Source organism: Trujillonella humicola, assembly GCF_046233715.1.
Taxonomy (GTDB): domain Bacteria; phylum Actinomycetota; class Actinomycetes; order Mycobacteriales; family Geodermatophilaceae; genus Trujillonella; species Trujillonella humicola.
Genome location: NZ_JBJNRJ010000017.1, coordinates 45,015 through 71,018 on the forward strand (window position 1 = coordinate 45,015; position 26,004 = coordinate 71,018).

At 77.1% G+C, this 26,004-nt stretch carries 23 protein-coding genes; 14 read left to right on the forward strand and 9 right to left on the reverse strand.

What is annotated here, in order from left to right; genetic code table 11:
- Nucleotides 1-34: 34 nt before the first annotated feature.
- Nucleotides 35-2,305 (reverse strand): hypothetical protein, encoded by a 2,271-nt coding sequence (locus tag ACK586_RS11200; RefSeq protein WP_409330556.1) that lies wholly within the window; start codon nucleotides 2,303-2,305, stop codon nucleotides 35-37.
- Nucleotides 2,306-2,470: 165 nt separating this feature from the next.
- Here ACK586_RS11200 and ACK586_RS11205 point away from each other — a divergent pair, with 165 nt between their 5' ends.
- A complete protein-coding gene (locus tag ACK586_RS11205) occupies nucleotides 2,471-3,937 on the forward strand; it encodes a protein adenylyltransferase SelO (protein ID WP_409330557.1) in 1,467 nt (488 codons plus the stop codon).
- A gap of 81 nt (nucleotides 3,938-4,018) precedes the next feature.
- On the opposite strand, the gene ACK586_RS11210 is transcribed toward ACK586_RS11205, so the two are convergent.
- Entirely contained in the window at nucleotides 4,019-4,228 is a 210-nt protein-coding gene (locus ACK586_RS11210) for a hypothetical protein (RefSeq protein WP_409330558.1), read from the reverse strand.
- Nucleotides 4,229-4,374: 146 nt separating this feature from the next.
- Here ACK586_RS11210 and ACK586_RS11215 point away from each other — a divergent pair, with 146 nt between their 5' ends.
- Nucleotides 4,375-4,731 carry a hypothetical protein gene (locus ACK586_RS11215; RefSeq protein ID WP_409330559.1) on the forward strand — a complete coding sequence of 119 codons (357 nt, stop codon included), beginning with the start codon at nucleotides 4,375-4,377 and terminating at the stop codon, nucleotides 4,729-4,731.
- Between the two features lie 45 nt (nucleotides 4,732-4,776).
- Here ACK586_RS11215 and ACK586_RS11220 read toward each other — a convergent pair whose 3' ends face one another.
- Together ACK586_RS11220 and ACK586_RS11225 are read right to left on the reverse strand one after the other, a co-directional pair.
- The gene (locus ACK586_RS11220) at nucleotides 4,777-5,169 is read right to left on the reverse strand and encodes a nuclear transport factor 2 family protein (protein WP_409330560.1); all 393 of its coding nucleotides are present in this window, start codon (nucleotides 5,167-5,169) and stop codon (nucleotides 4,777-4,779) included.
- 88 nt (nucleotides 5,170-5,257) lie between these two features.
- The gene (locus ACK586_RS11225; RefSeq protein ID WP_409330561.1) at nucleotides 5,258-5,452 is read right to left on the reverse strand and encodes a ferredoxin; all 195 of its coding nucleotides are present in this window, start codon (nucleotides 5,450-5,452) and stop codon (nucleotides 5,258-5,260) included.
- Nucleotides 5,453-5,552: 100 nt separating this feature from the next.
- Here ACK586_RS11225 and ACK586_RS11230 point away from each other — a divergent pair, with 100 nt between their 5' ends.
- Complete coding sequence (locus ACK586_RS11230) at nucleotides 5,553-6,866, forward strand: cytochrome P450 (RefSeq protein WP_409330562.1); 1,314 nt, start codon at nucleotides 5,553-5,555, stop codon at nucleotides 6,864-6,866.
- Between the two features lie 138 nt (nucleotides 6,867-7,004).
- Nucleotides 7,005-7,643, forward strand: a complete 639-nt coding sequence (locus ACK586_RS11235; RefSeq protein ID WP_409330563.1) for a TetR/AcrR family transcriptional regulator — start codon at nucleotides 7,005-7,007, stop codon at nucleotides 7,641-7,643.
- Nucleotides 7,644-7,664: 21 nt separating this feature from the next.
- Here the strand turns inward: ACK586_RS11235 and ACK586_RS11240 are convergent, their stop codons facing one another.
- Both ACK586_RS11240 and ACK586_RS11245 read right to left on the reverse strand, forming a co-directional pair.
- Complete coding sequence (locus ACK586_RS11240; RefSeq protein WP_409330564.1) at nucleotides 7,665-8,435, reverse strand: SDR family NAD(P)-dependent oxidoreductase; 771 nt, start codon at nucleotides 8,433-8,435, stop codon at nucleotides 7,665-7,667.
- A 468-nt stretch (nucleotides 8,436-8,903) separates the two neighbouring features.
- Nucleotides 8,904-9,593 carry an NADPH-dependent F420 reductase gene (locus ACK586_RS11245; RefSeq protein ID WP_409330565.1) on the reverse strand — a complete coding sequence of 230 codons (690 nt, stop codon included), beginning with the start codon at nucleotides 9,591-9,593 and terminating at the stop codon, nucleotides 8,904-8,906.
- A 110-nt stretch (nucleotides 9,594-9,703) separates the two neighbouring features.
- On the opposite strand from ACK586_RS11245, the gene ACK586_RS11250 reads away from it, so the two are divergent.
- The 9 genes from ACK586_RS11250 (at nucleotide 9,704) to ACK586_RS11290 (ending at nucleotide 19,809) form a co-directional block, all read left to right on the forward strand.
- Nucleotides 9,704-9,991 (forward strand): DUF3303 family protein, encoded by a 288-nt coding sequence (locus ACK586_RS11250; protein WP_409330566.1) that lies wholly within the window; start codon nucleotides 9,704-9,706, stop codon nucleotides 9,989-9,991.
- Nucleotides 9,992-10,064: 73 nt separating this feature from the next.
- On the forward strand, nucleotides 10,065-11,624 hold the full coding sequence (locus ACK586_RS11255) for a bifunctional AfsR/SARP family transcriptional regulator/alpha/beta hydrolase (RefSeq protein ID WP_409330567.1): 1,560 nt from the start codon (nucleotides 10,065-10,067) through the stop codon (nucleotides 11,622-11,624).
- A 120-nt stretch (nucleotides 11,625-11,744) separates the two neighbouring features.
- Entirely contained in the window at nucleotides 11,745-12,314 is a 570-nt protein-coding gene (locus ACK586_RS11260) for an OsmC family protein (protein ID WP_409330568.1), read from the forward strand.
- A 39-nt stretch (nucleotides 12,315-12,353) separates the two neighbouring features.
- On the forward strand, nucleotides 12,354-13,619 hold the full coding sequence (locus ACK586_RS11265; RefSeq protein WP_409330569.1) for an NAD(P)-binding domain-containing protein: 1,266 nt from the start codon (nucleotides 12,354-12,356) through the stop codon (nucleotides 13,617-13,619).
- The gene (locus ACK586_RS11270) at nucleotides 13,616-14,770 is read left to right on the forward strand and encodes an NAD(P)/FAD-dependent oxidoreductase (RefSeq protein ID WP_409330570.1); all 1,155 of its coding nucleotides are present in this window, start codon (nucleotides 13,616-13,618) and stop codon (nucleotides 14,768-14,770) included. Before ACK586_RS11265 ends, ACK586_RS11270 begins: the two co-directional genes overlap by 4 nt.
- An 88-nt stretch (nucleotides 14,771-14,858) precedes the next feature.
- On the forward strand, nucleotides 14,859-17,975 hold the full coding sequence (locus ACK586_RS11275) for an ATP-binding protein (protein ID WP_409330571.1): 3,117 nt from the start codon (nucleotides 14,859-14,861) through the stop codon (nucleotides 17,973-17,975).
- 102 nt (nucleotides 17,976-18,077) lie between these two features.
- The gene (locus ACK586_RS11280; protein WP_409330572.1) at nucleotides 18,078-18,797 is read left to right on the forward strand and encodes a PIG-L deacetylase family protein; all 720 of its coding nucleotides are present in this window, start codon (nucleotides 18,078-18,080) and stop codon (nucleotides 18,795-18,797) included.
- Nucleotides 18,794-19,513, forward strand: a complete 720-nt coding sequence (locus ACK586_RS11285) for an AzlC family ABC transporter permease (RefSeq protein ID WP_409330573.1) — start codon at nucleotides 18,794-18,796, stop codon at nucleotides 19,511-19,513. Before ACK586_RS11280 ends, ACK586_RS11285 begins: the two co-directional genes overlap by 4 nt.
- On the forward strand, nucleotides 19,510-19,809 hold the full coding sequence (locus tag ACK586_RS11290) for an AzlD domain-containing protein (protein WP_409330574.1): 300 nt from the start codon (nucleotides 19,510-19,512) through the stop codon (nucleotides 19,807-19,809). The genes ACK586_RS11285 and ACK586_RS11290 overlap by 4 nt, the downstream gene beginning before the upstream one ends.
- A gap of 34 nt (nucleotides 19,810-19,843) precedes the next feature.
- Here ACK586_RS11290 and ACK586_RS11295 read toward each other — a convergent pair whose 3' ends face one another.
- The 3 genes from ACK586_RS11295 to ACK586_RS11305 form a co-directional block, all read right to left on the reverse strand.
- The gene (locus ACK586_RS11295) at nucleotides 19,844-20,926 is read right to left on the reverse strand and encodes a DUF2855 family protein (RefSeq protein ID WP_409330575.1); all 1,083 of its coding nucleotides are present in this window, start codon (nucleotides 20,924-20,926) and stop codon (nucleotides 19,844-19,846) included.
- A gap of 80 nt (nucleotides 20,927-21,006) precedes the next feature.
- Entirely contained in the window at nucleotides 21,007-21,858 is an 852-nt protein-coding gene (locus tag ACK586_RS11300; RefSeq protein WP_409330576.1) for a class I SAM-dependent methyltransferase, read from the reverse strand.
- A 101-nt stretch (nucleotides 21,859-21,959) separates the two neighbouring features.
- Nucleotides 21,960-24,800 (reverse strand): AfsR/SARP family transcriptional regulator, encoded by a 2,841-nt coding sequence (locus ACK586_RS11305; RefSeq protein WP_409330577.1) that lies wholly within the window; start codon nucleotides 24,798-24,800, stop codon nucleotides 21,960-21,962.
- 85 nt (nucleotides 24,801-24,885) lie between these two features.
- Here ACK586_RS11305 and ACK586_RS11310 point away from each other — a divergent pair, with 85 nt between their 5' ends.
- Nucleotides 24,886-25,875: an LLM class flavin-dependent oxidoreductase gene (locus ACK586_RS11310; RefSeq protein ID WP_409330578.1), complete on the forward strand. Its 990-nt coding sequence runs from the start codon at nucleotides 24,886-24,888 to the stop codon at nucleotides 25,873-25,875.
- Nucleotides 25,876-26,004: the final 129 nt, after the last annotated feature.

The following is a 26,004-nucleotide window of genomic DNA, read 5'->3' on the forward strand; positions in this document are numbered from 1 at the left end:
CGTCACACCGATGGCGCCAGTGCCTGCGACGCCGTCAGCGCACCCCGGAGGGCGCTCGACGGCGGCGGGCGCAAAGCACGAGGCCCGTGCCGACGAGGAGGAGCACACCGCCGGCCCCGGCGAGCGGGAGCACGTCGGCACCGGTCTGCGCGAGCCCGCCGGGCGCCGTCACCGGTCCCGGTGTCGCGACCCCCCGGGTGACCGCCGGAACGGCCCCGCCGTCCCCGACCGTCCCGGTGCCCGCCCCGCCACCCGCTCCCGGGCCACCGGGACCCCCCGGGCCACCGGGGGTCCCTGCCGGGCCGCTCACCGCGGCCACCTCGCTGACCGTCGTCCCCGCGACGTTGGTGAACACCGCCCGGTAGGACACCGTCCCGGCCGTCACCGGCACGGTCAGCGTCGTCGCCGTCGCGCCGGGGACGTCGGTCCAGGTCGTACCGCCGTCGTCGGGCCGCTGCCACCGGACGGTCGGCACCGGGACGCCCACCGCGGCGGCGGTCAGCGTCACCGTCGTCCCGACCGCACCGCCGGCCGACGAGGGCTGGGCGGTGACCACGGGGGCCACGTCGACGCCGGGGGCCGCGACCAGCACCACCGTGGACAGCGCCACCGGAGTCCCCGACGGGGACGACCCGAGGGCCAGCACCTGCCAGACGCCGGCGCCGGGCAGCACAGGCGACGTGGTGAGGGACCCGGATCCGTCGGCCGCGGCCTCCCCGAGGTCCACCGGTGCGGGCGCGGCGGCCGACGTGCCCGTGACCGCCGCGGCCGCGTGCAGCGGATAGGCGGCGAGGGTGACCCGCGCGTGCGGCGCGAAGCCGTCTCCGGTGAGCGCCACCGGGTCACCCGGCGCGGTCGGCGCCGCGGGCGCGCCCAGCGGTCCCGTGGGCGCGGGCGGGGTCGGCGGGAGGGAGACGCGGAAGCAGCTCGCCGCGCCGTCGACCTCGTTGCCGCCGGCGTCCGCCACGGGATCCCAGGCGGGTGGCGCGGCGGCCGGGTCACGCAGGACCAGGCAGGTCCCCTTCGCGTTCCCGGCCATCCGCGTGCCGCGGACGACGAGAGGTCCCCGGGTGGCCACCGCGGCTCCGAAGTTACCGCTCCCCGCGTCCACCGCCCCGGCGGTGTTGGCCTCGACCGTCGAGTCGACCAGCTCGACCGGTCCACCGCGGGTGTAGAGGCCACCGCCGACGAACGCGCGGTTCCCCTCGACGATCGCGTCCTCGATCCGCGCCGGCGTGCCGTGCAGCGCGAGGCCGCCGCCGATGCCGTTGGCCGGGAGTCCGGCCACCCGGTCGGGGAAGCCGTTGCCGAGCACCTCCACCGCGGTCATCGTCGTCGGGGTGTCGCGGATCGAGGCGGCCAGGACGGCCCCGCCGTGGACGATGATCCCCTCGACCGTGTTGCGCTCGAACACGCTGCCCGTCACCGTCAGCGGGTGGTCGAAGGAGGCCACCGCCCCGCCGCCGTACATCCGGTCGAGGTCACCGAGCCCGGACACGGTGAGGGCGTTGTCCGTGAAGGTGCTGTCGGTGATCACCAGCGGCGCGCTGAACGGCGAGGCCGGGGCCGGGGTGGTGGGGGGCTCCACGGGGAAGCCGTTGAACCCGCTGCTCACCCAGGCCAGGACGGCGCCCCCGGAGGCGAACCCGGTCGCGGCGTTGCCGGTGAAGGTCGATCCGGTGATCGTCGTCGGGTTCCACTGGCGGACGGCGATGGCACCGCCGCCGGAGCCGTCCAGCGGGCAGGTGACGGTGTTGCCGGTGAAGCTGCTGGCCACCACCGTCGTGCTGCCCGACCCCACGCCCAGGATCGCCCCACCCCGGTCGAATGCGTGGTTGTCGGTGAACGCCACCCGCTCGACCACGAGGTGACCGGCGCTCCAGACGGCGCCGCCACCGGTGTAGCCGGTGTCCTGCGACCAGCCGCGGGTCAACGTCAGGTCGCGCAGGGTCACCGTGGGCAGGTCCGTCGGCGACGTGGCGCCCGCCGGCGCCTGGACGGCGAACAGCGACGTCCGGTATCCCCCGTCCACGACCACGTCGTGCCCGGTGCCGCTGATGAGGAGCGTCTTGTCCACGACGATCGTGCTGCCGCCCTCGGGGGTGACGACGATCGGGCCGTCGCAGGCGATCTGGACGGTGCCACCGTCGGGTGCGTCGCCGATCGCCGCGCGCAGCGCCGCCTCGGTGCACACGGTGACCGTCCGGGTGTCCCCCGGATCGGCCGCGGCCACCCCCGGGGCGAGGCCGGCGCCGAGGGCGGCGCAGGTCAGCACGGCGGCACGGACGGCGGAGCGGGTGGGCACGGCTCTCCCGGGGTCGACGGCGTCGCCCCAGCGGGCGCCGGGCGGCATCGTCGCCGGTCAGCGCGTCGCGGCCGGGTACCCGGGCACCGACACGGGGCGCGTGGGGCAGACGTGGCGTCGCCCGCCACCCGGTGCGGGGAGCGGCCGGGTCGTACCGTCGAGGGGGTGAGCATCGCGCCGCCGTCCAGCGTCCCCCTCGGGGACCGCTTCGCCCGCGAGCTGCCGGAACTCGCGCTGCCCTGGCAGGCCGCCGATGCGCCCGAGCCGCGGCTGCTCGTGCTGAACGAGCCGCTGGCCGCCGAGCTGGGGCTCGACCCGGCCGAGCTGCGCACCGACGCGGGGGTCCGCCTCCTGACGGGCACCGCCGTGCCGGACGGCGCGCGGCCGGTCGCGCAGGCCTACGCCGGGCACCAGTTCGGCGGCTACAACCCCCGCCTGGGCGATGGCCGGGCCCTGCTGCTCGGCGAGCTCGCCGGTCCCGACGGCCGGCTGCACGACCTGCACCTGAAGGGCTCGGGGCCCACGCCGTTCTCCCGCGGGGGCGACGGCTACGCCGCGGTGGGACCGATGCTGCGCGAGTACGTGGTCGGCGAGGCGATGCACGCCCTGGGCATCCCGACGACGCGGTCGCTGGCCGTCGTCGCCACCGGCCGGACCGTGTACCGCGAGACGGCGCTGCCCGGCGCCGTCCTCGCGCGCGTGGCCAGCAGCCACCTGCGGGTCGGCAGCTTCCAGTACGCGCGGGCCACCGGCGACGTCGACCTGCTGCGCCGGCTGGCCGACCACGCGATCGACCGGCACTGGAGCGCCGCGGCCGGTGCGGAGAACCGGTACCTGGCGCTGTTCGAGGCCGTGGTCACCGCCCAGGCGTCGCTGGTCGCGCAGTGGATGCTGGTCGGGTTCGTGCACGGCGTGATGAACACCGACAACACGACGATCTCCGGCGAGACCATCGACTACGGCCCCTGCGCGTTCATGGAGGCCGTCGACCCGAACACCGTCTACAGCTCGATCGACGCCGGCGGGCGCTACCGCTACGGCAACCAGCCGCTGGTCGCCGAGTGGAACCTGGCCCGGTTCGCCGAGGCGCTGCTCCCGCTGCTCGACGAGGAGCAGGAGCGGGCGGTGGAGCTCGCCGTCGCCGCGCTGCAGGGCTTCCGCCCGCGCTACAGCGCCGCGTGGACGGCGGGGATGCGGGCCAAGCTCGGGCTCCCCGAGGGCCTGGCCGACGACGTCACCGCCGGGCTGGCCGACGACCTGCTCGAGCTGCTGCAGGCCGGCCACGTCGACCACACGTCGTTCTTCCGCGCGCTCGGCCGGGCGGCCCGTGGGGACGTCGCCCCGGCGCGCGACCTGTTCCTCGACCTGGCGGGCTTCGACGCGTGGGCCCAGCGGTGGCGGGCGCTGCAGCCCGACGCCGCCGGGATGGACCGGGTCAACCCCGCCTACGTCCCGCGCAACCACCTCGTCGAGGAGGCGCTCGACGCGGCCACGGCCGGCGACCTGGCGCCGCTGGGCGGGTTGCTCGAGGCCGTCACCCGCCCGTTCGAGGAGCGGCCGGGTCTCGAGCGCTACGCCGCGCCCGCGCCCGCGGACTTCGGCGCGACCTACCGCACCTTCTGCGGCACCTGACCCGTCGACGAGATCTGCACACTCGTCACCATCAGCGGCTGATGCCGACGAGTGTGCAGATCTCGTCGAGGGGGTGGCGGGTCAGCGCAGGACGTCGCGGGACACGTCGGTGACGATCGCGCGGAAGGTGGTCGTGTCGACCTCGTCGTCCACGGTCACGCGGACGACGTCGGCCACCTGCTGCTCGGTGGTCGGCCGCAGGGCCGCCGCGCGGGCCGCCGCGACGAGGTGCAGGTAGCGGACGCGGTGCTCGTCGCCGGACGCCGGGTGGCTGCTGGGGTGCGCGTGCATGCCTCGACGGTGACAGCCGTCACCGCCGGCCGCGCGGACCACCGCCGGGTGTGCCGGACCGATCCGTCCCCGCCGTCACATCCGCCCCGCCGGCCACCGGTGTCCGGCCCTTCCCACCGCGGCCGGGGACTGCCGATGAGGAGGGCATGCGCGCCAGCCACCTCGCCACCGCCCTGACCGCCTTCGCGGCCGGCCTGTCGGCCGCCACCGTCCTGAACGCCCGCCGCGCCGAGCGCCACCGCCCGGCCGCTCCGGTCCTCGCCGCTCCTCCCGCCGCTCCTCCCGCCACCGCGCCCGCCGTCCCCACCCCGTCGCTCCCGGCCGCGCCGGGGACCGACGGCGTCGTCCTGCCCTTCCTGCGGACCGTCCCGACTCCTCCGGCACCGGCGGCGGGCCGCCCGGCCCGCTGCGGCGACAGCGGCGGCCTGACCCGCGCGGGCGCCCCGTGCGGCGCGCGCGCCACCAGCGGCGGCCGCTGCCACCACCACCCGCTGGCGGCCTGAGGCCGGGTTCCGCCCGGAGGACGGCGAGCCGGGCCGGGTCTCGTCTCAGGCCGGGTCGGCGGTGAACTCGCGGCGGGCGATCCGCCAGGTGCCCCCCACCCGGCGGAACTCGTCGCGGACCCGCCCGGCGCTGACGACGGCGGTGCCGGCCAGGACGACGATCGACGAGCGGCACACCGCCGTGTCGCCGTCCACGTCGATGACGTGGTTGAGCGACAGCCGGTGCACCGAGCCCGGCCGCAGGCCCGCCGCGAAGGCCTCGAGGGCGTTCCGGCCGGCGACGTCGTCCCCGCCGGTGCCGCCGCCGACGAAGACCCCGTCGTCGGTGTAGAGCGAGGCGAAGGTCGCCGCGTCGCCGGAGTCGAGGGCGCAGACGTAGCGGGCGTAGACGTCGCGGATGGCGTCGCGGTCCTCGGCGGGGGTCGGCACGGCGGGCATGCTCGCACCTCCCGCCCCGACGGCGTGCTCCCCACGGGGCAGAACTGCACTTCTGCCCCGTGCAGAAGTGCAGTTCTGCCCCTGACCGTCACCCGGAGACGGTGAGGACCGATGCCGGGCAGGCCGCGGCGGCCGCGCGCGCCGCATCCGCGTGCGCTGCATCGGGCGCGGGGTCGAGCAGGACCACGAGGCCGTCGTCCTCGTCCTGGTCGAACAGGTCCGGCGCGGCGAGCACGCACTGGCCCGCGCCGATGCACATGTCGCGGTCCGCCTCGATCCGCACGACCCCTCCTCCTCGTCCGGTGCACGTCGTGCATGCGTGCATGACGTGCATCATGAGACTAGCGTCACTCCGGGACGGTCGCCGGAGAGAGGACGCAGGGATGAGCACCGACAGCGCGCAGGCCGACGGCACCGTCGAGCGGGTCACCATCGAGATCCGCCGGCCGATCGCCGCCGACCTCGTGGAGCACCCGCCGGGCTGCCCGTTCGACCCGCCGCCGGGCATGGTCGAGCGCCGCGGCCGGGGCGCCGTGCAGTCCCTGCGCCTGCTCAACGGCGTCATCGCCTACCTGGTGACCGGGTTCGAGGAGGGCCGCTCCGTGCTGGCCGACCCCCGGTTCAGCGCCGACAAGATGCGCAACCGCGAGGCCACCTCCTTCCAGCCGGAGGAGGTGGCCGCCATGGGCGAGGCCGCCGACAGCGGACGGTGCCCGGTGGTCCCCGCCGCCGGCTCCGCACCCCGGGGCGACGGCTACTTCGTCTTCATGGACCCGCCCGAGCACACCCGGCTGCGGCGCCTGCTCACCGGCCAGTTCACCGTGCGCCGCATGCAGGCGCTGGAGTCGCGGCTGCGCGAGATCGCCGCCGAGCGGATCGCGGCGATGCAGGCGGCCGGCACCGAGGCCGACCTGGTGCCGGCGTACGCGCTGCCGATCCCCTCGCTGATGATCTGCGAGCTGCTCGGGGTGGACCCCGAGGACCGCGAGGCGTTCCAGCACAACACCTCGGTCGGCACGAACGTGCAGGCCAGCGACGAGGAGAAGGCGGTCGCCGGCGGCGAGCTGTACGCCTTCATGCAGCGGCTGGTCGCGGGCAAGCGCGCGAACCCCGGCGACGACATCCTCTCCGGGCTGGTGCGCGCCACGGACCCGGAGCTGACCGACCAGCAGCTCGTGGACATGTCGCTGGTGCTGCTCGGCGCCGGCCACGAGACGACGGCGAACATGCTGAGCCTGGGCGCCCTGGCCCTGCTGTCGCACCCCGAGCAGGTCGAGGCGCTGCGGGCGGACCCGGCGCTGTTCGACAACGCCGTCGAGGAGCTGCTGCGCTACCTGAGCATCGTCCAGTTCGGCGTCACCCGGATCGCGATGGAGGACCTCGAGCTCGGTGGCGTCGAGGTCCCGGCCGGGGCGACGGTCATCGTGGCGATGCCCGAGGTGAACCGGGACCCGGGGCACTTCCCGGACCCCGACCGGTTCGACGTCACCCGCCCGCGCTCCTCGCACCTGGCCTTCGGGCACGGCGTGCACCAGTGCCTCGGGCAGCAGCTGGCCCGCATCGAGATGCGGATCGGCCTGGAGGAGCTGGTCACCCGCCTACCCGGCCTGCGCCTGGCCGTGCCGGTCGAGGAGGTCCCGGTGAAGAACGAGATGCTCATCTACGGCCTGCACGCGCTGCCGGTCACCTGGGCGTGACCGATCCCGCCCGGGTCGCCGTCGTCACCGGCGCCGCCCCGCGGCCGGGCACCGGCGCCGCCGTCAGCGGCCAGGTCCTCGGCGTCAACGGCGGCCTGCACCCGGGCGGCTGAGATGGCAGCGGGTACACACGTCGGCGTGGACGGCGGCACGGGGACGGCGGCGGGGCGCCGGGAGCAGAAGAAGAGCGCGACGCGGGCCGCGATCCGGAACGCCGCCCTGCGGCTGGCCGTGCGCGACGGCGTGGAGAACGTGACCCTCGAGCAGATCGCGACCGAGGCAGACATCGCGCTGCGGACGTTCTTCAACTACTTCTCCAGCAAGGAGGAGGCGGTCGTGGCCTCCGCCGCGGGCGACTTCCACCGCCTGGTCGCCGCGTTCCGGGCCCGGCCCCGCGAGGAATCGGTGCTGCGGGCGCTGCGCGAGGCGGCGCTGCTGACGCTGGACCGGGCCGCGGCCGACGACCGCGACCACGTGGTCGCGCTGCGGGTGATCCGCGGGCAGCGCTCGCTGGTCCCCCAGCTGCTGGCGGCGCTGGCCGCGCAGGAGGAGGTCCTCGCCGACGCGATCGCCGAACGGCTGGATCCGCCGGCGGCGGCATCGGTCTACCCGCGGCTGTGCGCCACGACCGCGCTCGCCGGGATGCGGGTGGCCCTCGACCGGTGGCTGGGGGGCAGCGCCGTCCCCGCGTTCGCCGACCTGCGGACCGAGCTCGACCGGGTCTTCGCGCAGCTGGCCGCCGGGCTCGACCGGCCGGGGGTCCCGGAGGGCGCCTGAGGCGCCCCGCCGGGGACCCGGTCAGGCGTTGAACCGCAGGGCGCCGTCGAGCCGGACGACGTGGCCGTTGAGGTAGTCGTTCTCCGCGATCTGGTACGCGAGCTTGGCGTACTCCGCCGGGCGTCCCATCCGCTTGGGGTTGGGCACGACCTTCCCGTACATCTCGTCGGCCTTGACCGGGTCGGGGAAGGCCGGGGTGAGGAACGTGCCCGGGGCGATCCCCATGACCCGGATGCCGGCCGGCGCGAGGTCGCGGGCCGCGGCGAGGGTGAGGGCGATGACGCCGCCCTTGGCCATCGCGTAGCTGGTCTGCCCGGGCGCGGCCTCGAAGCCGGCGATGCTCGCGGTCATGATCACGACGCCGCGCTGGTTGTCCTCCAGCGGCTCGTTGCCCTGCATCGAGGCGGCCGCGCGCGACAGCACCCGGTAGGTGGCGGTGTAGTAGTACTCGGTCGTCTGGAGGAACGCCTCCATCGGCATCGGGGTGCCGTCGCGGGAGACGATCCGCTGCGCGGCCCCGCCGCCGGGTCCGCCGTTGACGATGACGGTGACGCGGAGGGGGCCAAGCGACTGCGCCCTGGCGACCGCGGCGTCGACCGACTCGTCGCTCGTGACGTCGGTGTGCACGAACTCCACGCCGTCGCCGAGCTCGGCCACGATGGCCTTCGCCTTCTCCTCGTTGACGTCGGCCATGACGACCTTGAGCCCCTCGGCCGCGTACTTCCGCACGGTCTGCTCGCCGAAGCCGCCGGCGCCGCCGACGACGAGTGCTGATGCGCCAGTGAGGTCCACCGTGTCTCCGCTCTCCGGGACGCGTACCACCGACGCGTCGCGCCGGGGACTGTAGGTGGCCGCGACGACGCCACGGGCGGTCCTGCCGCCGCGGGAGCGCCCCGCCGGTCCGGCCTGCCCGCCCCGCGCCGCCCGGACGGCCCGTCCGGCGGGCAGGAGGACGCCCGCCACGCGGGCGGTGACCGGGATCGGGCGGATCGGGCGCCACGAACCGAGGTGATCCCCCGGCGGTGCGACGGGACCGCGAGCGGCGCCGGGCTCCCCGGGAACGCGGACGAGCCCCGCGCACCTGCCCTCCCCCGAGGCGGTGCGCGGGGCTCCTCGCAGTTCCCCCTGCCGCCGGTCCCCCCGTGACCCGGCGACGAGGACGACTCTGCCCGCCGTCCCGCAGGATCCGCGCAGCCGTTCCGCACGATCTCCGCAAGAGCACGGTCGGCCACCGGCCGCGCCGGACCCGCGGCGCGACGGTCAGGTGTCGCGGTAGCGCACGGCCGCGGCCAGCTTCTCCCCCGCCAGCTCGGGCGTGGCCGGGCGGCCCGGTCCGGGGAACTCCGTGCCGGGTGCGAGGTACAGGCCGGCGTAGGCGGCGGTGTCGCGCTGGTAGCGCCAGCCCTCGGCCAGCGGCCCGGCGTCGTAGGCGTCGTAGCCGAGGGAGTCGAGGAACTCCGCCACCGTCCGCTTGGCGTCGGCGTCGTCGCCGGCGATGACCAGGACCGAGCGGTCCGGAGAGCCGGCCGGGCGGCCCAGGGTGGCCAGGTGCTCGAAGTAGATGTTGTTGAACGCCTTCACCACGCGGGACCCGGGCAGGTGGGCCTGCAGCAGCTCGCTCACCGTCGTCGACTCGTCGTCGAGCTCGGGGATCTGCCCGTCCCGCTGCGGGTAGTAGTTGTTGGTGTCGATCACGACCTTGCCGCGCAGAGGCTCGACGGGGACCTCGCGGTAGGCCCGCAGCGGGATCGTCACGACCACGAGGTCGCCGGCCGCGGCCGCCTCCGGCGGGGTCGCCGCCCGGGCGCGCGGGCCCAGCTCGGCGACGAGGCCGGCGAGGGTGTCCGGCCCGCGGCTGTTGCTGAGCACGACGTCGTGGCCGGCGGCGACCGCCAGCCGCGCGACGGTGCCGCCGATGTGACCGCTGCCGATCAGTCCGAGAGTCGTCATGCCCGCGCACAAGTCCGACGCGCGGTGCGCCATTCCCGGCCGGGTCCAAGGGCCCTGGCGGGTCCGGACCGGCCGGGCCACCGTGGGCGCCCCCAGTCGAGGAGGACGACATGCGCATGATGCTGAAGGCCGTCGTCGACACCGAGAGCGGCAACCGCGCCATGGCGGACGGCACCGTGGAGAAGACCATCCAGGAGACGGTCGAGCGGCTGCGGCCCGAGGCCATCTACTTCGTCGGGGACGAGGGCCGGCGCAGCCTCTGGGCGGTCATCGACCTGGACGACTCGGCCCGGCTGCCGGAGATCTCCGAGCCGCTGTTCCAGCTGGGGGCGCGGGTGACCGTCACGCCCTGCATGAACCTGGAGGACCTGCAGAGGGCCATGTCGGCGCTGCGCTGAGCGATCGACGGGCGCCACCGGGGCCCCGACCGCCGGACGGGGCCCCGGCCCGGCTCCGCACCGGGAGGCCGCCGTGCTGACGATCGAGCTGCTGGGTCCCTTCCGCGTCCGGGTGGACGGGCGCACCGTGGCCCAGGACGGGTGGCCCCGCCGCGACCCGGCCAGCCTGGTCAAGCTGCTGGCCCTGCGCCCGGACCGCCGGCTGCACCGGGAGCAGGTGATGGACCTGCTCTGGCCGGACCTGGGACCCGGCGAGGCCGCCCCCCGCCTGCACAAGGCGGCCCACTACGCCCGCCGCACGCTCGGGCGGGAGGACGCGGTCGTCCTCCGCGACGGCATGGTCGCGCTGCTGCCGGGAGTGCCGGTGTGCGTGGACGCCGAGCAGTTCGAGCGCGCCGCGCGTGCCGCCCTCGCCGACGGGTCGGTCGCCGCCGCGGCCGCCGTCCTCGACCGGCACCCCGCGGAGCCCCTGCCGGCCGACGTCTACGCCGAGTGGGCCGACGAGCCGCGCGACCGGCTGACGACGCTGCGGACCCGGCTGCTCCGCCAGGCCGGTCGCTGGGACGAGCTGCTGGCGCTCGACCCGGCCGACGAGGAGGCGCACCTGGGGCTGATGCGGGAGCTGGCCCGCGCCGGGGACCGGGCCGGGGCGCTGCGCCGGTTCGAGACGCTGGACCGGACGGTGCGCCGTCACCTGGGCACCGGCCCCGGACGTGAGGCGACCGCGCTGCGGGACCGGCTGCTCGCCTCGATGCGGGACCGGGGCGGGCCGCCGGCGGTCGACGAGCGCCGGCTCGAGCAGCGGATCCGGTTCTGCCGCACGCGGGACGGCGTCACCCTCGCCCACGCCCGCTCCGGCAGCGGCCCGCCGCTGGTCAAGGCGGCCAACTGGCTGACCCACCTCGACCACGACTGGCACAGCCCGGTGTGGCGGCACTGGCTGGTCGAGCTCTCCCGGCGGCACACGCTGGTCCGCTACGACGAGCGCGGCTGCGGCCTGTCGGACCGGGACGTCGCCTCGTCGACCTTCGAGGACTGGGTGGCCGACCTCGAGGCGGTCGTGGACGCCGCCGGCCTCGACCGGTTCCCGGTGCTCGGCATCTCCCAGGGCGGCCCGGTCGCCGTCACCTACGCCGCGCGGCATCCCGAGCGGGTCACCCGGCTGGTCCTGTACGGCTCCTACCTGCAGGGCCGACTGGTGCGCGCGACCACCGAGGAGGACCGCGCCGAGCACCGGCTGCAGGTCGAGCTGGCCCGGCTGGGTTGGGGCCGCGACGAGCCGGCGTTCCGGCAGGTGTTCACCTCCCAGTTCATGCCGCAGGGCTCGCGCGAGCTGTGGGACCGCTTCAACGACCTCCAGCGGGCCAGCACGTCGGCGGCCAACGCCGCGCACCTGCTGGGGGTGACCGGCTCGATCGACGCCGTCGAGGCAGCGACGCGGGTGCAGGCGCCGACCCTGGTGCTGCACGCGCGCCACGACCAGCGGCCCCCGTTCGAGCAGGGCCGGCTCGCGGCCTCGCTCATCCCCGGGAGCCGGTTCGTCGCGCTGGACAGCCACAACCACCTGCTGCTCGCCGACGAGCCGGCCTGGCCGGTGTTCCTCCGCGAGGTCGAGGCCTTCCTCGCCGAGTGACGTCCTTCCGCCGTCCTTCCGCCCCTCCTCCCGGTGCGGAAGGACGGCGGAAGGCGGCGTTCCTAGCTTTCCCGTCGCGAGGCCGACCCGGCCTCCCGACGAGAACGAGGAGCACCCGCCATGACCGCCACCACCGCGCAGCGCCCGGCCCGCAACGGGGTCGACGTCCCCACGCTGTTCGCCACGATCGATGCCGTCAGGACGCAGCCGGAGATCGCGCAGTTCCGGTTCCGGGCGTCCAACAGCTGGGTCGACGGCACCCACAGCCGCAGCACGATCCGCGGCTTCTACGGCGCGATGCAGGAGGACACCAGCCGCACCGAGGACTTCACCTACGACGCCGACCACCCGGCGGTGCTGGTCGGCTCCGGCAACGGCCCCACCCCGGTGGAGTTCCTGCTGCACGCCATCGCCGCCTGCCTCACCGCCGGCCTGGTCAACATCGCCGCGGCCCGCGGCATCACCCTGCACGAGGTCACCTCCACCGTCGAGGGCGACATCGACCTGCGCGGCATCCTCGGCCTGTCCGACGAGGTCCGGAACGGCTACTCCGGCATCCGCGTGCACCTCGAGGTCACCGGCGACGCCGGCCCGGACGAGCTGCGCGAGCTGGTCGAGCAGTCCCGCCGGCGGTCGGCCGTCTACGACGTCCTCACCAACGGCTGCCCCGTCCAGGTCACCGCGAACTGACCTCCGCACCCACCCCGCGGTCGAGGAGGAGGGACTCCCGTGGAGACCGTCGACACCGTCGTCGTCGGCGCCGGGCACGCCGGCCTGGCGACGAGCGCGCACCTCGCGGCCGGCGGCCGGGACCACGTCGTCCTCGACCGCGGCCGGGTCGGGGAGCGCTGGCGCAGCGAGCGCTGGGACTCGCTGCGGCTGCTGACCCCCAACTGGATGACCCGGCTGCCGGGCCACGACTACTCCGGGCCCGACCCGGACGGGTACATGACCGCCGGCGAGCTGGCCGACCTGCTCGAGGCCTACGCCCGGGCCTTCGACCTGCCGGTCGCCGGGGGGACGGCGGTCTCGGCCGTCCGTCCCGACGGCGACGGGTACCTCGTGGTCACCGACCAGGGCAGCTGGCGCGCGGACAACGTCGTCGTGGCGACCGGGCACTGCGACGTCCCGCACGTGCCCGGTGCCGCCGGCGGGCTGGACCCGGCCGTCGCCCAGCTGACCCCCTCGACGTACCGCAACCCCCGGGCGCTGCCGGCCGGCGGCGTGCTGGTCGTCGGGGCCTCGGCCTCCGGGCTGCAGATCGCCGACGAGCTGTGCCGCGCCGGCCGCGAGGTCGTCCTGGCGGCCGGCGCCCACACCCGGCTGCCCCGCCGCTACCGCGGCATGGACGTGCTGTGGTGGCTGGAGTCGGTCGGCGCGCTGGACCGCAGCGTCGACGACGTCGACGACCTGGCCCGCGCCCTGCGCGAGCCGTCGCTGCAGCTGGTCGGCCGGTCCGGTGGCGTGGATCTCGACCTGGGCACGGTCACCGCGGCCGGGGTCCGCGTGACCGGCCGGCTGACCGCGATCCAGGACGGCGTCGCCACCTTCGCGCCGTCCCTGGCCGGCTCGGTCGCCGAGTCCGACCGGCGGCTGGCCGCGCTGCTCGACCGGATCGACCGGCACGTGACGGCGGCCGGCCTGACCGCCGAGGTCGGGGAGCCCGACCGCCCGGCCGGGCTCACCCTGCCCGCGGGCATCGACCGGCTCGACCTGGCCGGCGCCGGGATCGGCACGGTCGTGTGGGCGACCGGCTTCCGGCGGGACCACCGCTGGGTGCAGGTGCCCGGCGTCCGCGCCGGCGGGGAGCTGCAGCACCGCTACGGCATCACCGCGCGCCCGGGGCTGTTCCTCGTCGGGCAGCGGTTCCAGACCCGCCGCAGCAGCACCTTCATCGGCGGCTCGCGGCACGACGCGGCGTTGGTCGCGGCGCACCTGGACGCCGTCCGCCCGGTGCGGCGGCGCACCGGGATGGCTCTGCGGGGCCGGCCGTGACCGCGCGGTACGACGTCGTGGTCGTCGGCGCGCGGGTCGCCGGCGCCGCGACGGCGCTGCAGCTGGCCCGGCGCGGAGCGCGGGTCCTGGTGCTCGACCGGGGCCGCTACGGCAGCGACACCGTCTCCACCCACGCCCTGATGCGCACCGGGGTGGTGCAGCTGAGCCGCTGGGGGCTGCTCGACCGCCTGGTGGCGGCCGGGGTGCCGCCGGTGCGCAGCACCGTCTTCCACCACGCGAGCGGGGACAGCCGGATCTCCCTGCGGCCCGCGGCCGGGGTGGACGCGCTGTACGCGCCCCGGCGCACGACGCTGGACGCGCTGCTGGTGGACGCGGCCGCCGAGGCCGGGGCGGAGGTCCGGCACGGGCTCCGGGCCACCGGGCTGCTGCGCGACCGCTCGGGCCGGGTGGCCGGGGTGGTCGCCGAGGGGCCGCACGGCCGTCCGGTGGAGGTCGCCGCGGCGGTCACCGTCGGGGCGGACGGCGTCCGGTCCGACGTGGCGCGCTGGGTCGGTGCCCCGGTCGAGCGGACCGCCCGCGCCGCCTCCGGCGTGCTCTACGGCTACCGGGCCGACCTGCCCACCGACGGCTACGAGTGGGCCTACGGCGGGCTCGCCTCGGCCGGGCTCATCCCCACGCAGGACGGGCTGACCTGCGTGTTCACCGGCACCTCGGACGCCCGGTTCCGGGCGCTCCCGGGTGGCGCCGCCGACCGGTTCGCCGAGCTCCTCGCCGAGGCCTCACCGGACGTCGCCGCACGCGTCGCGGGTGCGGCGCCGGTCGGCCGCCTGCACGGCTTCGCCGGGCAGCCGGGCTTCCTGCGCCGGGCCGGCGGCCCGGGGTGGGCGCTGGTCGGGGACGCGGGCTACTTCAAGGACCCGCTGAGCACCCACGGGATGAGCGACGCGCTGCGCGACGCCGAACTCCTGGCCCGCGCACTGACGGCTCCGGGTCCCGAGGCGGCCGCACTCGCCGGTTACCAGCGGGAGCGGGACCGGTTGTCGGTCGCGCTGTTCGACGTGACCGAGCGGGTGGCCGCCCACGACTGGACCGAGGAGGAGCTGCGCCGGCTGCTGCGGGAGCTGGCCGCCGCGATGAGCGACGAGATCGAGGTGCTCCTGGGCCTCGACGACGCCCGGCCCGCCGCCTGACCGTCGGAGCCGCTCGAGAGCGCCGACCGGCACCCACCGGCCCCGGGAGGGGTCTACGCTGCCCGGGTCGCGCGGAAGGACCACTCCCATGGCGGACGTGGAGATCTGCCTGCTGGGCCGATTCGAGGTCCGGGTCGGTGGCCGGGCCGTCCCTCCCGGCGCCTGGACCCGGCGGTCGGCGTCGGCGCTGGTCAAGCTGCTCGCGCTCGCGCCGGGGCGGTCCCTGCACCGCGAGCGCGTCCTCGACGCGCTGTGGCCCGACCTCCCGCCCGACGAGGCCCAGCCGCGGCTGCACACCGCCGCGCACTACGCCCGGCGCGCGCTCGCCGTCCCCTCCGCCGTGGTGCTGCGCGGCGAGGCCGTGACCCTGCTGCCGGAGCACGCGGTCGACGTCGACACCGAGCGGTTCACCGGGCTGGCCCGGTCGCCGTCGGGGCCCGACGCCGCGCTCGCCGCGTACGGAGGGGAGCTCCTCCCCGACGACGTCTTCGAGTCGTGGACGACGGACGACCGCGAGCGGCTCCGGGACCTGCACCTGGAGGTGCTGCGCGCCGCCGGCCGGTGGGACGACGTGCTCGCCCTGGACCCCGCCGACGAGCAGGCGCACCTCGCGCTCATGCGCGCCGCCGCCGAGCGCGGCGACCGGCACGGCGCACTCCGCCAGTTCGAGCGGCTGGAGCGGACCGTGCGCACCGAGCTCGGTGTGGCGCCCTCCGCCGAGGCCGTCGCGCTGCGCGACCGGCTGACCGGCTCCGGCCCCGAACCGCGACGCGCCGGTCAGCCGGTCCGGCTGGTCGGCCGGCGTCCGGTCCTCGAGCGGCTGGACCGCGCGCTGCAGGAGGCGCGGGCCGGCCGCGGCGGCACCGTCCTGGTGCACGGCCCGAGCGGGGCGGGGACCTCCGCCGTCCTCCGCTGGATCCGTGCACGGGCCGCCGACGGTGGCGCGCGGGTCGGGGCGGGCGCGACCTCCGCCGCCGACAGCGGATGGCCGTACGCACCCGTCCTGGAGGCCCTCACCGATCTCTGCCGGCGGCACCCGACGCTGCTGGACGGGCTCGAGGACGTCTACCGCCAGGAGATCGAGCGGGCCCTCCGGGGCGGGGACCTGCCGTGGACCGGGGAGGGCGCGCACCAGCGGCTGTTCGTGTCGGTGGCCGAGCTGGTGCGCCTGGCCGCGGCCGGCACCGGCGCGGTGCTCACCGTCGACGACGTGCACGAGGCCGACGAGGCGAGCCTGCGCCTGCTGCACTACCTCGCGCGGGTGGCCGCCACCGAGCGGGTGCTGCTCGTCATCGGCTCCCGCAGCGTGCCGGGCGACGGCCGGCTCCCACGCCTGCAGGCCGGCCTGCTGCGCCGCGGCGCGGCGGTGGACCTGCCGCTGCCTCCCCTCTCCCCCGCCGGCACGGCGGCGCTCCTGGCCCAGCAGCTCGGGACCCCTCCGAGCGACCGGCAGGCCGCCGAGGTGCACGCCTGGTCGGGCGGCATCCCCGCCCGGATCCTTGCCCTGCTGCCGGGCATCGGCACCGGCGACACCTGGCGGCTCCCCGTCGGCCCACTGCTGTCGGTCTGTCCTCCCGGGACCGAGGACGTCCTCCGCCGCGTCGCCGTCGCCGGCACCCCGGTGCACACCGACGTCTTCGTCGCGCTGGCCGGCACCGGCGAGGACGAGGCGTTCGCCGTTCTCGACGCCGTCCTGGCCGCGGGGCTGGTGGAGCCGGCCGACGTGGGCTACCGCTTCCGGGTGGCCTCCCTCCCCGAGCGGCTGCTGGCCGACCTGTCCCCGCACCGGGTGCAGCAGGTGCACCGCGAGGTGGCCGCGGCGCTCGAGGCGGTGGGCGCCGCGCCGGCACGCATCGGCACCCACCTCCTGGCCGCCGGGCAACCGGAGGCGGCCGTTCCGCACGTGCTGACCGCTGCCGAGCGCACCGCCGCCCTCGGCGCCTACCGCGACGCCCTCGACCTCGTCGAGCAGGTCCGCGCGCACGCCACGCAGGAGGAGCGGGCCCGCATGCTGGCGCTGCGCGCCGACCTGCTGCTCGCCGTGGGCGATCCCGGGGCGGTCGCCGCGTACCGCGAGGCGGCGGCCGCGGCCGCGCCGACGGCGCAGCGGATCCTGCGCGCGCGGCTGGCCCACGCCGCGAGCATGGTCGGTGACCTCGACACCGCGAACGAGGCGTTGGACGGCCTGGACACCGACGGGGACGTCGCCGCGGACAGCGCCATCCTGCTCGCCCGCGGCAACGTCGCCTACTTCTCCGGCGACCTGGACGCCGCCCACGCGGCGGCCGACGAGGCACGCCGGCGGCTGGGCGGCGCCTCGGACTGGCGGCTGCTGGACCTGGTGGCGCTGCAGGGCCTCCTCGCGCACAACGGCGGGCAGTGGTTCCGCCGGCTCCGCCACGAGCTGCAGCGGACCCGCGAGACGCCGGCCATCGCCACCGCCGTCTTCGACGCCCACCTCTGCGTCGCCGAGTACCTGCTCTACGGGCCCACTCCCTACGCCGAGGTCATGACGCTCGGCCGCTCGCTCCGGGAGACCGCCGAGCGGGCGGGCGCGCTGCGCGCGGTGGCCTTCGCCTGGGCGCTGACCGGAGAGGCCGCGCTGCTCTCGGGCGACCTCGACACGGCCGAGCACGACCTCGGCCAGGCGGTCGACCTGCACGGCGAGATCGGCGCGTCGGCGGGCGAGGCGCACGCGCTGCAGCGCCTGGCCGAGCTGCGCATCCTCCGGGGCGACCGGGCGGAGGCGCGCAGGTTGCTGAAGCGGGCGCTCCCGCTGGCCCGCTGGTCCCCCATCGCCATGCACCTCATGCAGCGCCTCCACGGCACCACCATCACGGCCGCCGACAGCCCGGAGCAGGCGCACGCCGCCGCGCAGCGCGCCGAGGCGACCTCCGGCCCGGAGGACCACTGCGTGTTCTGCGACGTCATGGTGGCGGTGCCCTCGGTGATCGCCTGCGCCGCCGTGGGCGACCTCGACGGGGCCCGGCGGCACCTGCGGGCCGCGGAGAGCTCGGCGGCGCTCTGGGAGGGCACCGCCTGGCAGGGCGCGCTGCACGAGGCCCGGGCCCACGTCGCCCGGGCCGAGGGCGACGGCTCCGCCGCCGTCCGGCTGCTCGCCGAGGCGGCGGAGCTCTTCGACGGCGCGGGTCAACCGCTCGACGCCGCCCGGTGCCGCCGCGGCCTCGCCGTCCCCGCGACCTGACCTTCCCGGTCCTTCCGCGCCGTCGGCTCCGGCGGAAGGTCCCGGTAAGGCCCGCTTCCTAGCGTCGCCGCATTCCATCGAGGCGAACGCTGGGAGGCGACCATGGACGGCGACCTGACCGTGGCCCGGTTGGGCACGGTGCTGGGGATCTGGGCCCACCCCGACGACGAGGCCTACCTGTCGGGCGCGCTCATGGCCGAGGCGCGGTACGGCGGCCAGCGGGTCGTGGTCGCCACCGCCACGGCAGGCGAGCTCGGCGGCGCCGGCCCGATCGCGCAGGTGCGGCGCCGGGAGCTCGCGCGGAGCCTGGCGGCGGTCGGCGTGACGGAGCACTCGTGGCTGGGGTTCGGCGACGGCGGGTGCGCCGACGTGGACCCGGGGCTCGGGGCGCGGCTGGTCCGCACGCTGCTCGAGCAGGTCCGCCCCGACACCGTGGTCACCTTCGGCCCCGACGGGCTGACCGGTCACACCGACCACATGGCGGTCGCGGGCTGGGTCGAGCGGGCCTGGCGGGCCGACGGGTGCCGCAGCCTCCTGCTGCAGACCACGCTGACCGAGGGCTTCCACCGCCGCTGGGGCCGGCTGTGCGAGCGGAACGGCGTCTGGATGCCCGGCGGGGTGCCGCCCGCCGTGCCGGAGTCCGCCGTCGACCTGCGCGTGCGCGCCTCCGGCCGGACCGCGCACCGCAAGGCCGCGGCGCTGCGGGCGCACGCCTCGCAGACCGACGGCCTCCGGCGCGCGGTGGGCGAGGAGACGTACGCCGAGTGGTGGGCCGAGGAGACCTTCGTCCGAGTGCCCGTCGCGGCCGAGGAGGCGGCGTGACCGCCGCGCCGGCCGCGCCGGCGTGGCCGTGGCCGGCGGCCCTCCGGTCGGCGCTGGCCGACCTCGGGCCCTCGCTGGTCGCGGTCGCTCCGCTCGGGCTGGTGGTGGGCGGAGCCGTCGGGCAGACCGGGATCGGTGCGCCGCTCGGCCTCGGCGGCGGCGCGGCGATCTTCGCCGGGACGGCGCAGCTGAGCACGCTGACGCTGCTCCACGCCGGGGCCGGCGTCCTCGCCGTCGTCGGGTCGGTCCTGGTCGTCAACGCCCGGCTGCTGCTGTACGCCGCGGCGCTCGAGCCGCACTTCCGTGCCCAGCCGCGGTGGTTCCGGCTGCTGGGACCGCACCTGCTGGTGGACCAGACGTTCGCGCTGGCCACCGCTCGCGGCGACCTGGCCGACCCCGCCCGGTTCCGGCGGTACTGGCTGGCCACGGGGTCGTTGCTGGGCGCGGCCAGGCTGGGCCTGATCGGGGTGGGCATCGCGGTCGGGCCGGCGCTGGCGACCGCCGGCGCGGCGCTGGCCTTCGCGCCGGCGGCGCTGTTCCTGACGATGCTGGTGCCCCGGCTGACCGCCCCGCCGGCGGTCGTCGGCGCGGGGACGGCGGGGGTGGTGACGGCGGTGCTGGCGCACAGCGGGGCACTGCCGGCGGGCCTGCCGGTCCTGGCGGGTGCGGTGGCGGGCGTCCTCGCGGCCGCTTCGGCGGAGCGGCGGCCCTCGTGACCGCCCTGCTGGCCTGCACCGGGGCGGCCCTGGCGACGTGGCTGCTGCGGATCCTGCTGATCGCGCTGGTCCCGGCGACGCGGCTGCCGGGCCCGGTGCAGCGGGCCCTGCCGCACGTGGGCCCCGCGGTGCTGGCGGCCCTGGTGGCCGCCGCGCTCGTCGGGGCCCCGGCCGGCGCGGGCACGGACTTCGTGCTGGCCGCGGCGCTCACCGCGGGAGTGGCCCGGCGGACCGGCAGCGTCGCGCTGGCCACCACCGCCGGGCTGGGTTCGGTCGCGCTGCTGGGAGTGCTGTGAGCTCGGCCGGGTGCCGACGTCCCCGCGCGACGGCCTACAGCGAGAACACCAGGCCCTCGCGCGGGTCGACGTCGCCCTTGAGCAGCGCGCCGTAGGCGCACTCCAGGGCGTCGGCGCCGGTCTCGGAGCGGAAGCTGACCAGCCCGGGCAGGCGGGTGGTGGCGAACGCCGCCCACGCCGCGCCGAGCAGCCGGGCGAAGGGCAGCTGCCCGAGCTCCGCGGCGCGCTCGTCGGCGACCGCGGGGGCGAAGAACCACACCGGCCGCGGGCCGCGCAACCCGTCGGTCGCCAGGTCCACCTGCTCCCAGTGGGTCGCGCCGACCATGACCGAGGCGCGGAGGACGTCGGTGGTGGCACGGTGCACGGCCGCCCGGATCGCGGCGTCGCCGGCCATGTCGACCAGGACGAGACCGCCGGGGCCGGTGGGCAGCGAGCGGATGTCGTCGTAGCCCAGGACCCGGTCGTAGAGCCCCGTCGCGGTGGTGGAGGCGACCCGGCCGGCCGAGGTCAGGCCGATGAGCACCGGCGGGTCCGCGTGCTCGCCGACCGCGGCAGCCGTGCACATCGCGGTCCGGCTCGACGCCGAGGCGAGCACCACGGCGCCGGCGCCGTGCCAGCCGGAGCGGGCCAGCTGGTCGGCGATCAGCCAGCCGGTCAGGAACAGCGGGCGCACGACCGCCGCGGCGTCGTCGAGCTCGGGTGGGAAGCCGGTCCGCGGCAGCGCCCGCAGGTAGCGGTTGTACGTCGGGGGCAGGGACGCGCGGGCGGCCGACGAGTCGGCGAACCCGGGCCCGGCCGGCGTCACCTGCAGGGTGACCCGGGTCGACATCGGCCAGTAGCCGTAGAACCGCTCGCCCGGCGCGATGCCGTCCACCCCCGAGGCGGAGACCCGGCCGAAGCCCCACGCGGGGATCCGGCCCCAGCCCTCCGGGGCGGGGAAGAAGTCCCAGTACCGCAGCTGCTCGCCGAGCACGGCGTAGGTCAGGTTGTTCGCGGTGAGGCCGAAGCGCTCGACGGTGAACTGCACCGTGCCCTCGGCCACGGCGGTCGCCGCCGGCTCGCCGTCGGCCACGCGCGTGGTCCGGGGGTCGTCCCGCCGGACGAGGAAGTCGGTCATCCGGTGCTCCTGCGGTCGGGTGGCCCCGGCCGCCCCGCGGGGAACGGGGCGGCCGCGGCCGGGCGGGTGCCGCCGCGGGATCAGGCGCGGCGGGCGGTGACGAGCAGGTACTCCCAGTCCATGACGACCGACCCGGTGCCGGAGTCGTACCGGGCGACCAGCGCGGTCAGGTCCCGGTCGAGCGCGGCCGTGCGCCCGGGGTCGCCGGCGATCCCGCGGTAGGCCGCGATCGTCGGCCCGTAGACCGTCTTCCAGTAGCCCACCCAGGCCTCGGGTGACGCCTGGCCGCCGACGGTGACGGTCCGCCGGCGGGCGACGACGTCGGTGACCCGGTCGCCGAGCAGCCCGCGCACGTGCTCCTCCTCGCCCCACAGCGGCGGCGGTGAGGCGCCGGGCGGCGGCGGGGGCGCGTAGGGCTTCATCGTGCGGAACAGCTCGCCGACGAACCCCTGCGGCGTCCAGCTGATCAGGCCGATCCGGCCGCCGGGACGGCACACGCGGACCAGCTCGTCGGCCGTCTGCTGGTGGTGCGGGGCGAACATGACCCCGACGCAGGAGACGACGACGTCGAAGGAGCCGTCGGCGTAGGGCAGCGCCTCGGCGTCGGCCTCCTCCCAGCGCAGCTGCGCGCCCTGCCGCTCGGCGGAGCGACGCCCGGCCTCGAGCAGCTCGGGGGTGAGGTCGGACGCGGTGACGTCGGCGCCGGTGAGCGCCGCGGGGACGGCGACGTTGCCGCTGCCGGCCGCCACGTCCAGCACCCGGTCGCCGGGGCCGATGCCCACGGCGGCGACCAGGACGGGCCCCAGCTCGGGGATCACGTCGGCGGCGACGGCCGGGTAGTCCCCGAGCGCCCACATCGCCCGGTGCCTGTCCTTCAGCGCGCGGTCGGCGGCGGCCGCGTCGACGGTCCCGGTGCCGATGGTGTCGGTCATGTCGTGCTCCTCGTCGTCGGTGCGGGGGTGGCGGGGGATCCACCCGGTGCGACGACGGTGGACGGGGGGTGTTGCAGGACGGCTGCACCACCGCTGGAGGCTCACCCGAGCCGGCCCAGCGCTGCCCGGGCGGAGCCGACCGCCGCGGCCAGGACCTGCCCGGCCTCGGGGGTCGGCCTCAGGTGCGGGGCGGACGGGCCCAGCGGCGAGGGCTTGCCCGCCGCGACGAGGCAGTCGTGCAGCGCGGCGGCGTCGGGTGCCGCGCCGACGCGGTGCAGCAGCCGCGCCACGTAGCGCAGGGCGAGCCACTGCTGGGTGGTGTCGCCGACCCGGTCCCAGTGGTCGAGCACGGCCAGGAAGGCCCGCGCGGCGAGGACCGGGTCGCCGTGGACGCCGCGCGTCGCGGCGGCCTCCATCATCGCGATCCCGTGCCACCAGAAGTTGTGCACGGCGGCGGCCAGCGCACCCGCCTCGTCGAACAGCGTCAGGGCGTGCGCGGGCTCGGACTTCTTGAGCACCAGGCCCACGGCGTAGCGGGCCATCGACCGCGCGGTCGGGTTCGCCGTCGTCTCGGCCACCTCGAGGCTCTCCCGCGCCGCCTCGAGCCCGCGCTCGGGCGCACGGAGGACGGCCTGGCAGACGGCGACGTAGTAGAGCGTCCAGACCAGCCGGATCGCGTCGTCGTCGGCCCGGGCGCGTGCGGCCTCGGCGGTGTAGTGCCCCAGCGCCGCCCCGGCGTCCCCCTCGTACATCGCGACGTCGGCGAGCACGTCACCCGGGTAGGCGATGCGCGGGGTGCCGGCCGGGGGCCGCCGGCCCCGGGCCAGTGCGGCCAGGGCCCTGGCGCGGGGGAAGTCCCCGCGGTTCCACGCACCGCGGGCCGCGGCGCCGACCGCGGGCACGTAGCTCGGGTGGCCGGGGTCGGCACCGGCCACGACCTGCTCGGCCCACGTCGAGGCCTCGTAGCCGACCCGCAGGTGCACCAGCTCCGGTACGGCGGCGGCCAGCCGCAGCGCCACGTCCGCGTCGCCGCCGGCGCAGCTGCGGTGGAAGGCGGCGCGGAAGTCGTCGTGGTCGGCCAGCACCTCCTCGACCCACGCCTGCTCGTCGGGGCCCTGCACGCCGCGGGCGGCCCGCTCGGCGAGATCGGTGTAGTACGCGGCGTGCCGCCGGTCCAGCGCCCGGGCGGCGCCCTCGGCCTCGACCCGCGCGTGCCCGTAGGCCCGGAGGGTCTCCAGCAGCCGGTAGCGGCTGTGCGCCCCGCCGCTGGCGGCGACCACCATGGACCGCTCGACGAGCCGGGACAGGCGGTCCAGCGCGTCGTCCTCGGTCGCGTCCGGGTCGGCGACCCGGTGCACGGCGCGCAGGTCGGCGCCGCCGACGAACACCGACATCGCGCGGAACAGCCGCTGCTCGGCCTCCGGCAGCAGCCGGTAGGACCACTCGATCGCCTGCCCGAGGCTGTGGTGCCGCTCGACCGTGCCGCGGCCACCGCCGACCAGCGGGGTCTCCTCCAGCCGCCGGGCGATCTCGCGCGGGCTCATGGCGCGGATCCGGGCGGCGGCCAGCTCGATGCCCAGCGGCAGCCCGTCGAGCCGGGCGCAGATCGCCGCGACCGCCTCGGCGTCGGCTGCGTCGAGCCGCAGCTCGGGCGACACCGCGCGGGCGCGCTGCACGAAGAGCGCGGAGGCGTCCTCGGCCGGCAGCGGGGGCACCGGCCACAGCTGCTCGCCGTCGATGCCGAGCGGCTCGCGGCTGGTCGCGAGGACGACGACCCCCGGGCACTGCGCCACGACGTCGGCGACCAGCCCGGCGGACGAGTCGAGCACGTGCTCGCAGTTGTCCAGCACGAGCAGAAGCGACCGGGCGCGCAGGTACTCCACGACGGTCTGCTCGATGGTCAGGCCGGGGCGCTGCTGGACCCGCAGGACGGCGGCGACGGCGTGCCCGACCGGGTTGCCGGCGGGCAGGGTGGCCAGCTCGACCAGCGAGGCCCCGTCGGCGAACCGCGCCCCGTCGCGGGCGGCGACCTCGACGGCCAGCCGCGTCTTGCCCGCGCCGCCGACACCGGTGAGGGTCACCAGCGGCCCGTCGCGCAGCGCGGCCAGCACGCGCTCGACCTCGCGACGGCGGCCGACGAAGCCGCTGGCCCGCCGCGGGAGGTTGCCCCGCCGGGGCCGTGCGGCCAGGGCGGGGTCGTGCACGAGGATCCGCCGGTACAGGGCCTGCGCCGCGGCGGCCGGCGCCACACCCAGCTCGTCGTCCAGGCGGGCGCGCAGGTCGTGGAAGACGGCGAGCGCGTCGGCCTGGCGGCCGGTCGCGTACAGCGCGCGCATCAGCGCGACCGCCGGCCGCTCGCGGGTCGGGTGGCGGCGCACCACCGCCTCGAGCTCCGGCAGCGCCTCGGCCGCCCGCCCGAGGTCGAGCAGGACGTCGAGGCGGTCCTCCTCCGCGCTGGTCCGCAGCTCGGTCAGCCGGGCCGCCGTCGCCGTGGCGAAGTCGTCCTCGGCGAACTCGGCGAGCGCGTCGCCGCGCCACAGGGCGAGCGCGGCGTCGAGGTCGGCCAGCGCGCGCTCGTGGTCGCCCGCGGTGACGGCGGCCCGGGCGGTGGTGACCAGCCGCTCGAAGGCGTCGGCGTCCAGGCTCGCTCCGTCCAGGGTGAGGCAGTAGCCCGGCGGCCGGAAGCGCAGGTCCACGGCCGCCCCGAGGGCGCCGCGGAGCCGGGAGACGTAGGCCCGCAGCGCCGTCCCCGCGCCGGGCGGCGGCTCGTCGCCCCACAGCGCCATGACCAGCCGGTCGGTGGGCACCAGGTCGCCGCCGGCGAGCAGGAGGACGGCGAGCAGCGTGCGCGGCTTGTGACCGCCGACGGCGACCGGTCCGCGGCCGTCCTCCACCTGCAGCGGTCCGAGGATGCGGACCTGCACCGTGCCGGCAGCTGTCATCGCGGAGCCTGCAATCGGGATGCAACGGGCCCGGCCGACAGTAGCGGCGGCTCGAGGTCGAGGACAGATCCCAGGAGGCGCGACCATGACCACCGCACCCCGACGTCTCGCCGTGGGCGTCACCCCGATGGAGAACCGCGCCGACGTCGTCCTGCACCTGGCCGGACGGGCGGAGGCGCTGGGCTACGAGTCCTTCTCGGTGGCGGAGGGCTGGGGGCACGACGCCGCCGTGCTACTCGCGACGATCGCCGCGCGCACCGACCGGATCCGGCTGGCCACCGGCGTGCTCAACGTCTGGGGGCGCAGCCCGGCCGGGATCGCGATGCTGGCCGGGTCGCTGGACGAGGCGTCCGGCGGCCGGTTCGCGCTCGGTCTGGGGGCCGGGTCCCCGCAGCTGGCCGAGGGGTTGCACGGCCGGCGGTTCGAGGCGCCGGTGGCCCGGCTGGGGGCGGTGACCCGGGAGGTGCGGTCGCTGCTGGCCGGTGGGCGGGCGACGCCTCCCCTGACCGGCGGTCGGCGCCCGCTGCGGCTGGCCGTCCCGCCACACCCCGGCGTGCCGGTGCACCTGGCGGCCCTGGGGCCGCGGTCGGTGCGGCTGGCCGGGGAGGTGGCCGACGCGTGGTGCCCGTTCTTCCTGCCGAGGTCCGGCCTCGCCGAGGGCCTCAAGCAGCTGCAGGAGGGGGCGATCGCCGCCGACCGCCCGCTGCCCGCGGTGCGGCCGGGGCTGCCGGTGGCGGTGGCCGCCGACCCGGCGGTGGCGGAGGCGGTCGCCGCGTGGTGGGTGGTGACCTACCTGACCGGGATGGGCCCGCTGTACGCGGAGACGCTGCGCCGGCTGGGGCTGGGCGCGGCCGTGGACGCGGTGGTGGCGGCGAACCCGACGCCGCGCTCCCCCGTGCTGCCGCCCGGGGCCCGGGTGCTGGTCGACGAGGTGCTCGTGGCCGGTGACGCGGCGGCCGCCCGGTCGGTGCTGGACGAGTGGACGGCGGCCGGGGCGGACGTGCCGGGCATCGTGCTGCCGCCCGGCCGGCCGGTGGAGGAGCTCGAGCACGTGCTCGAGGTGCTGCGGCCCTGACCTCGGCGGGGCGTCACCCGGTCCCTCGCCGCGGCCGCGGGGGGGGGGGGGGGGGGGGGGGGGGGGGGGGGGCCGTGGGGGGGGGGGGGGGGGGGGGGGGGGGGGGGGGGGGTGGGGGGGGGTGGGGGG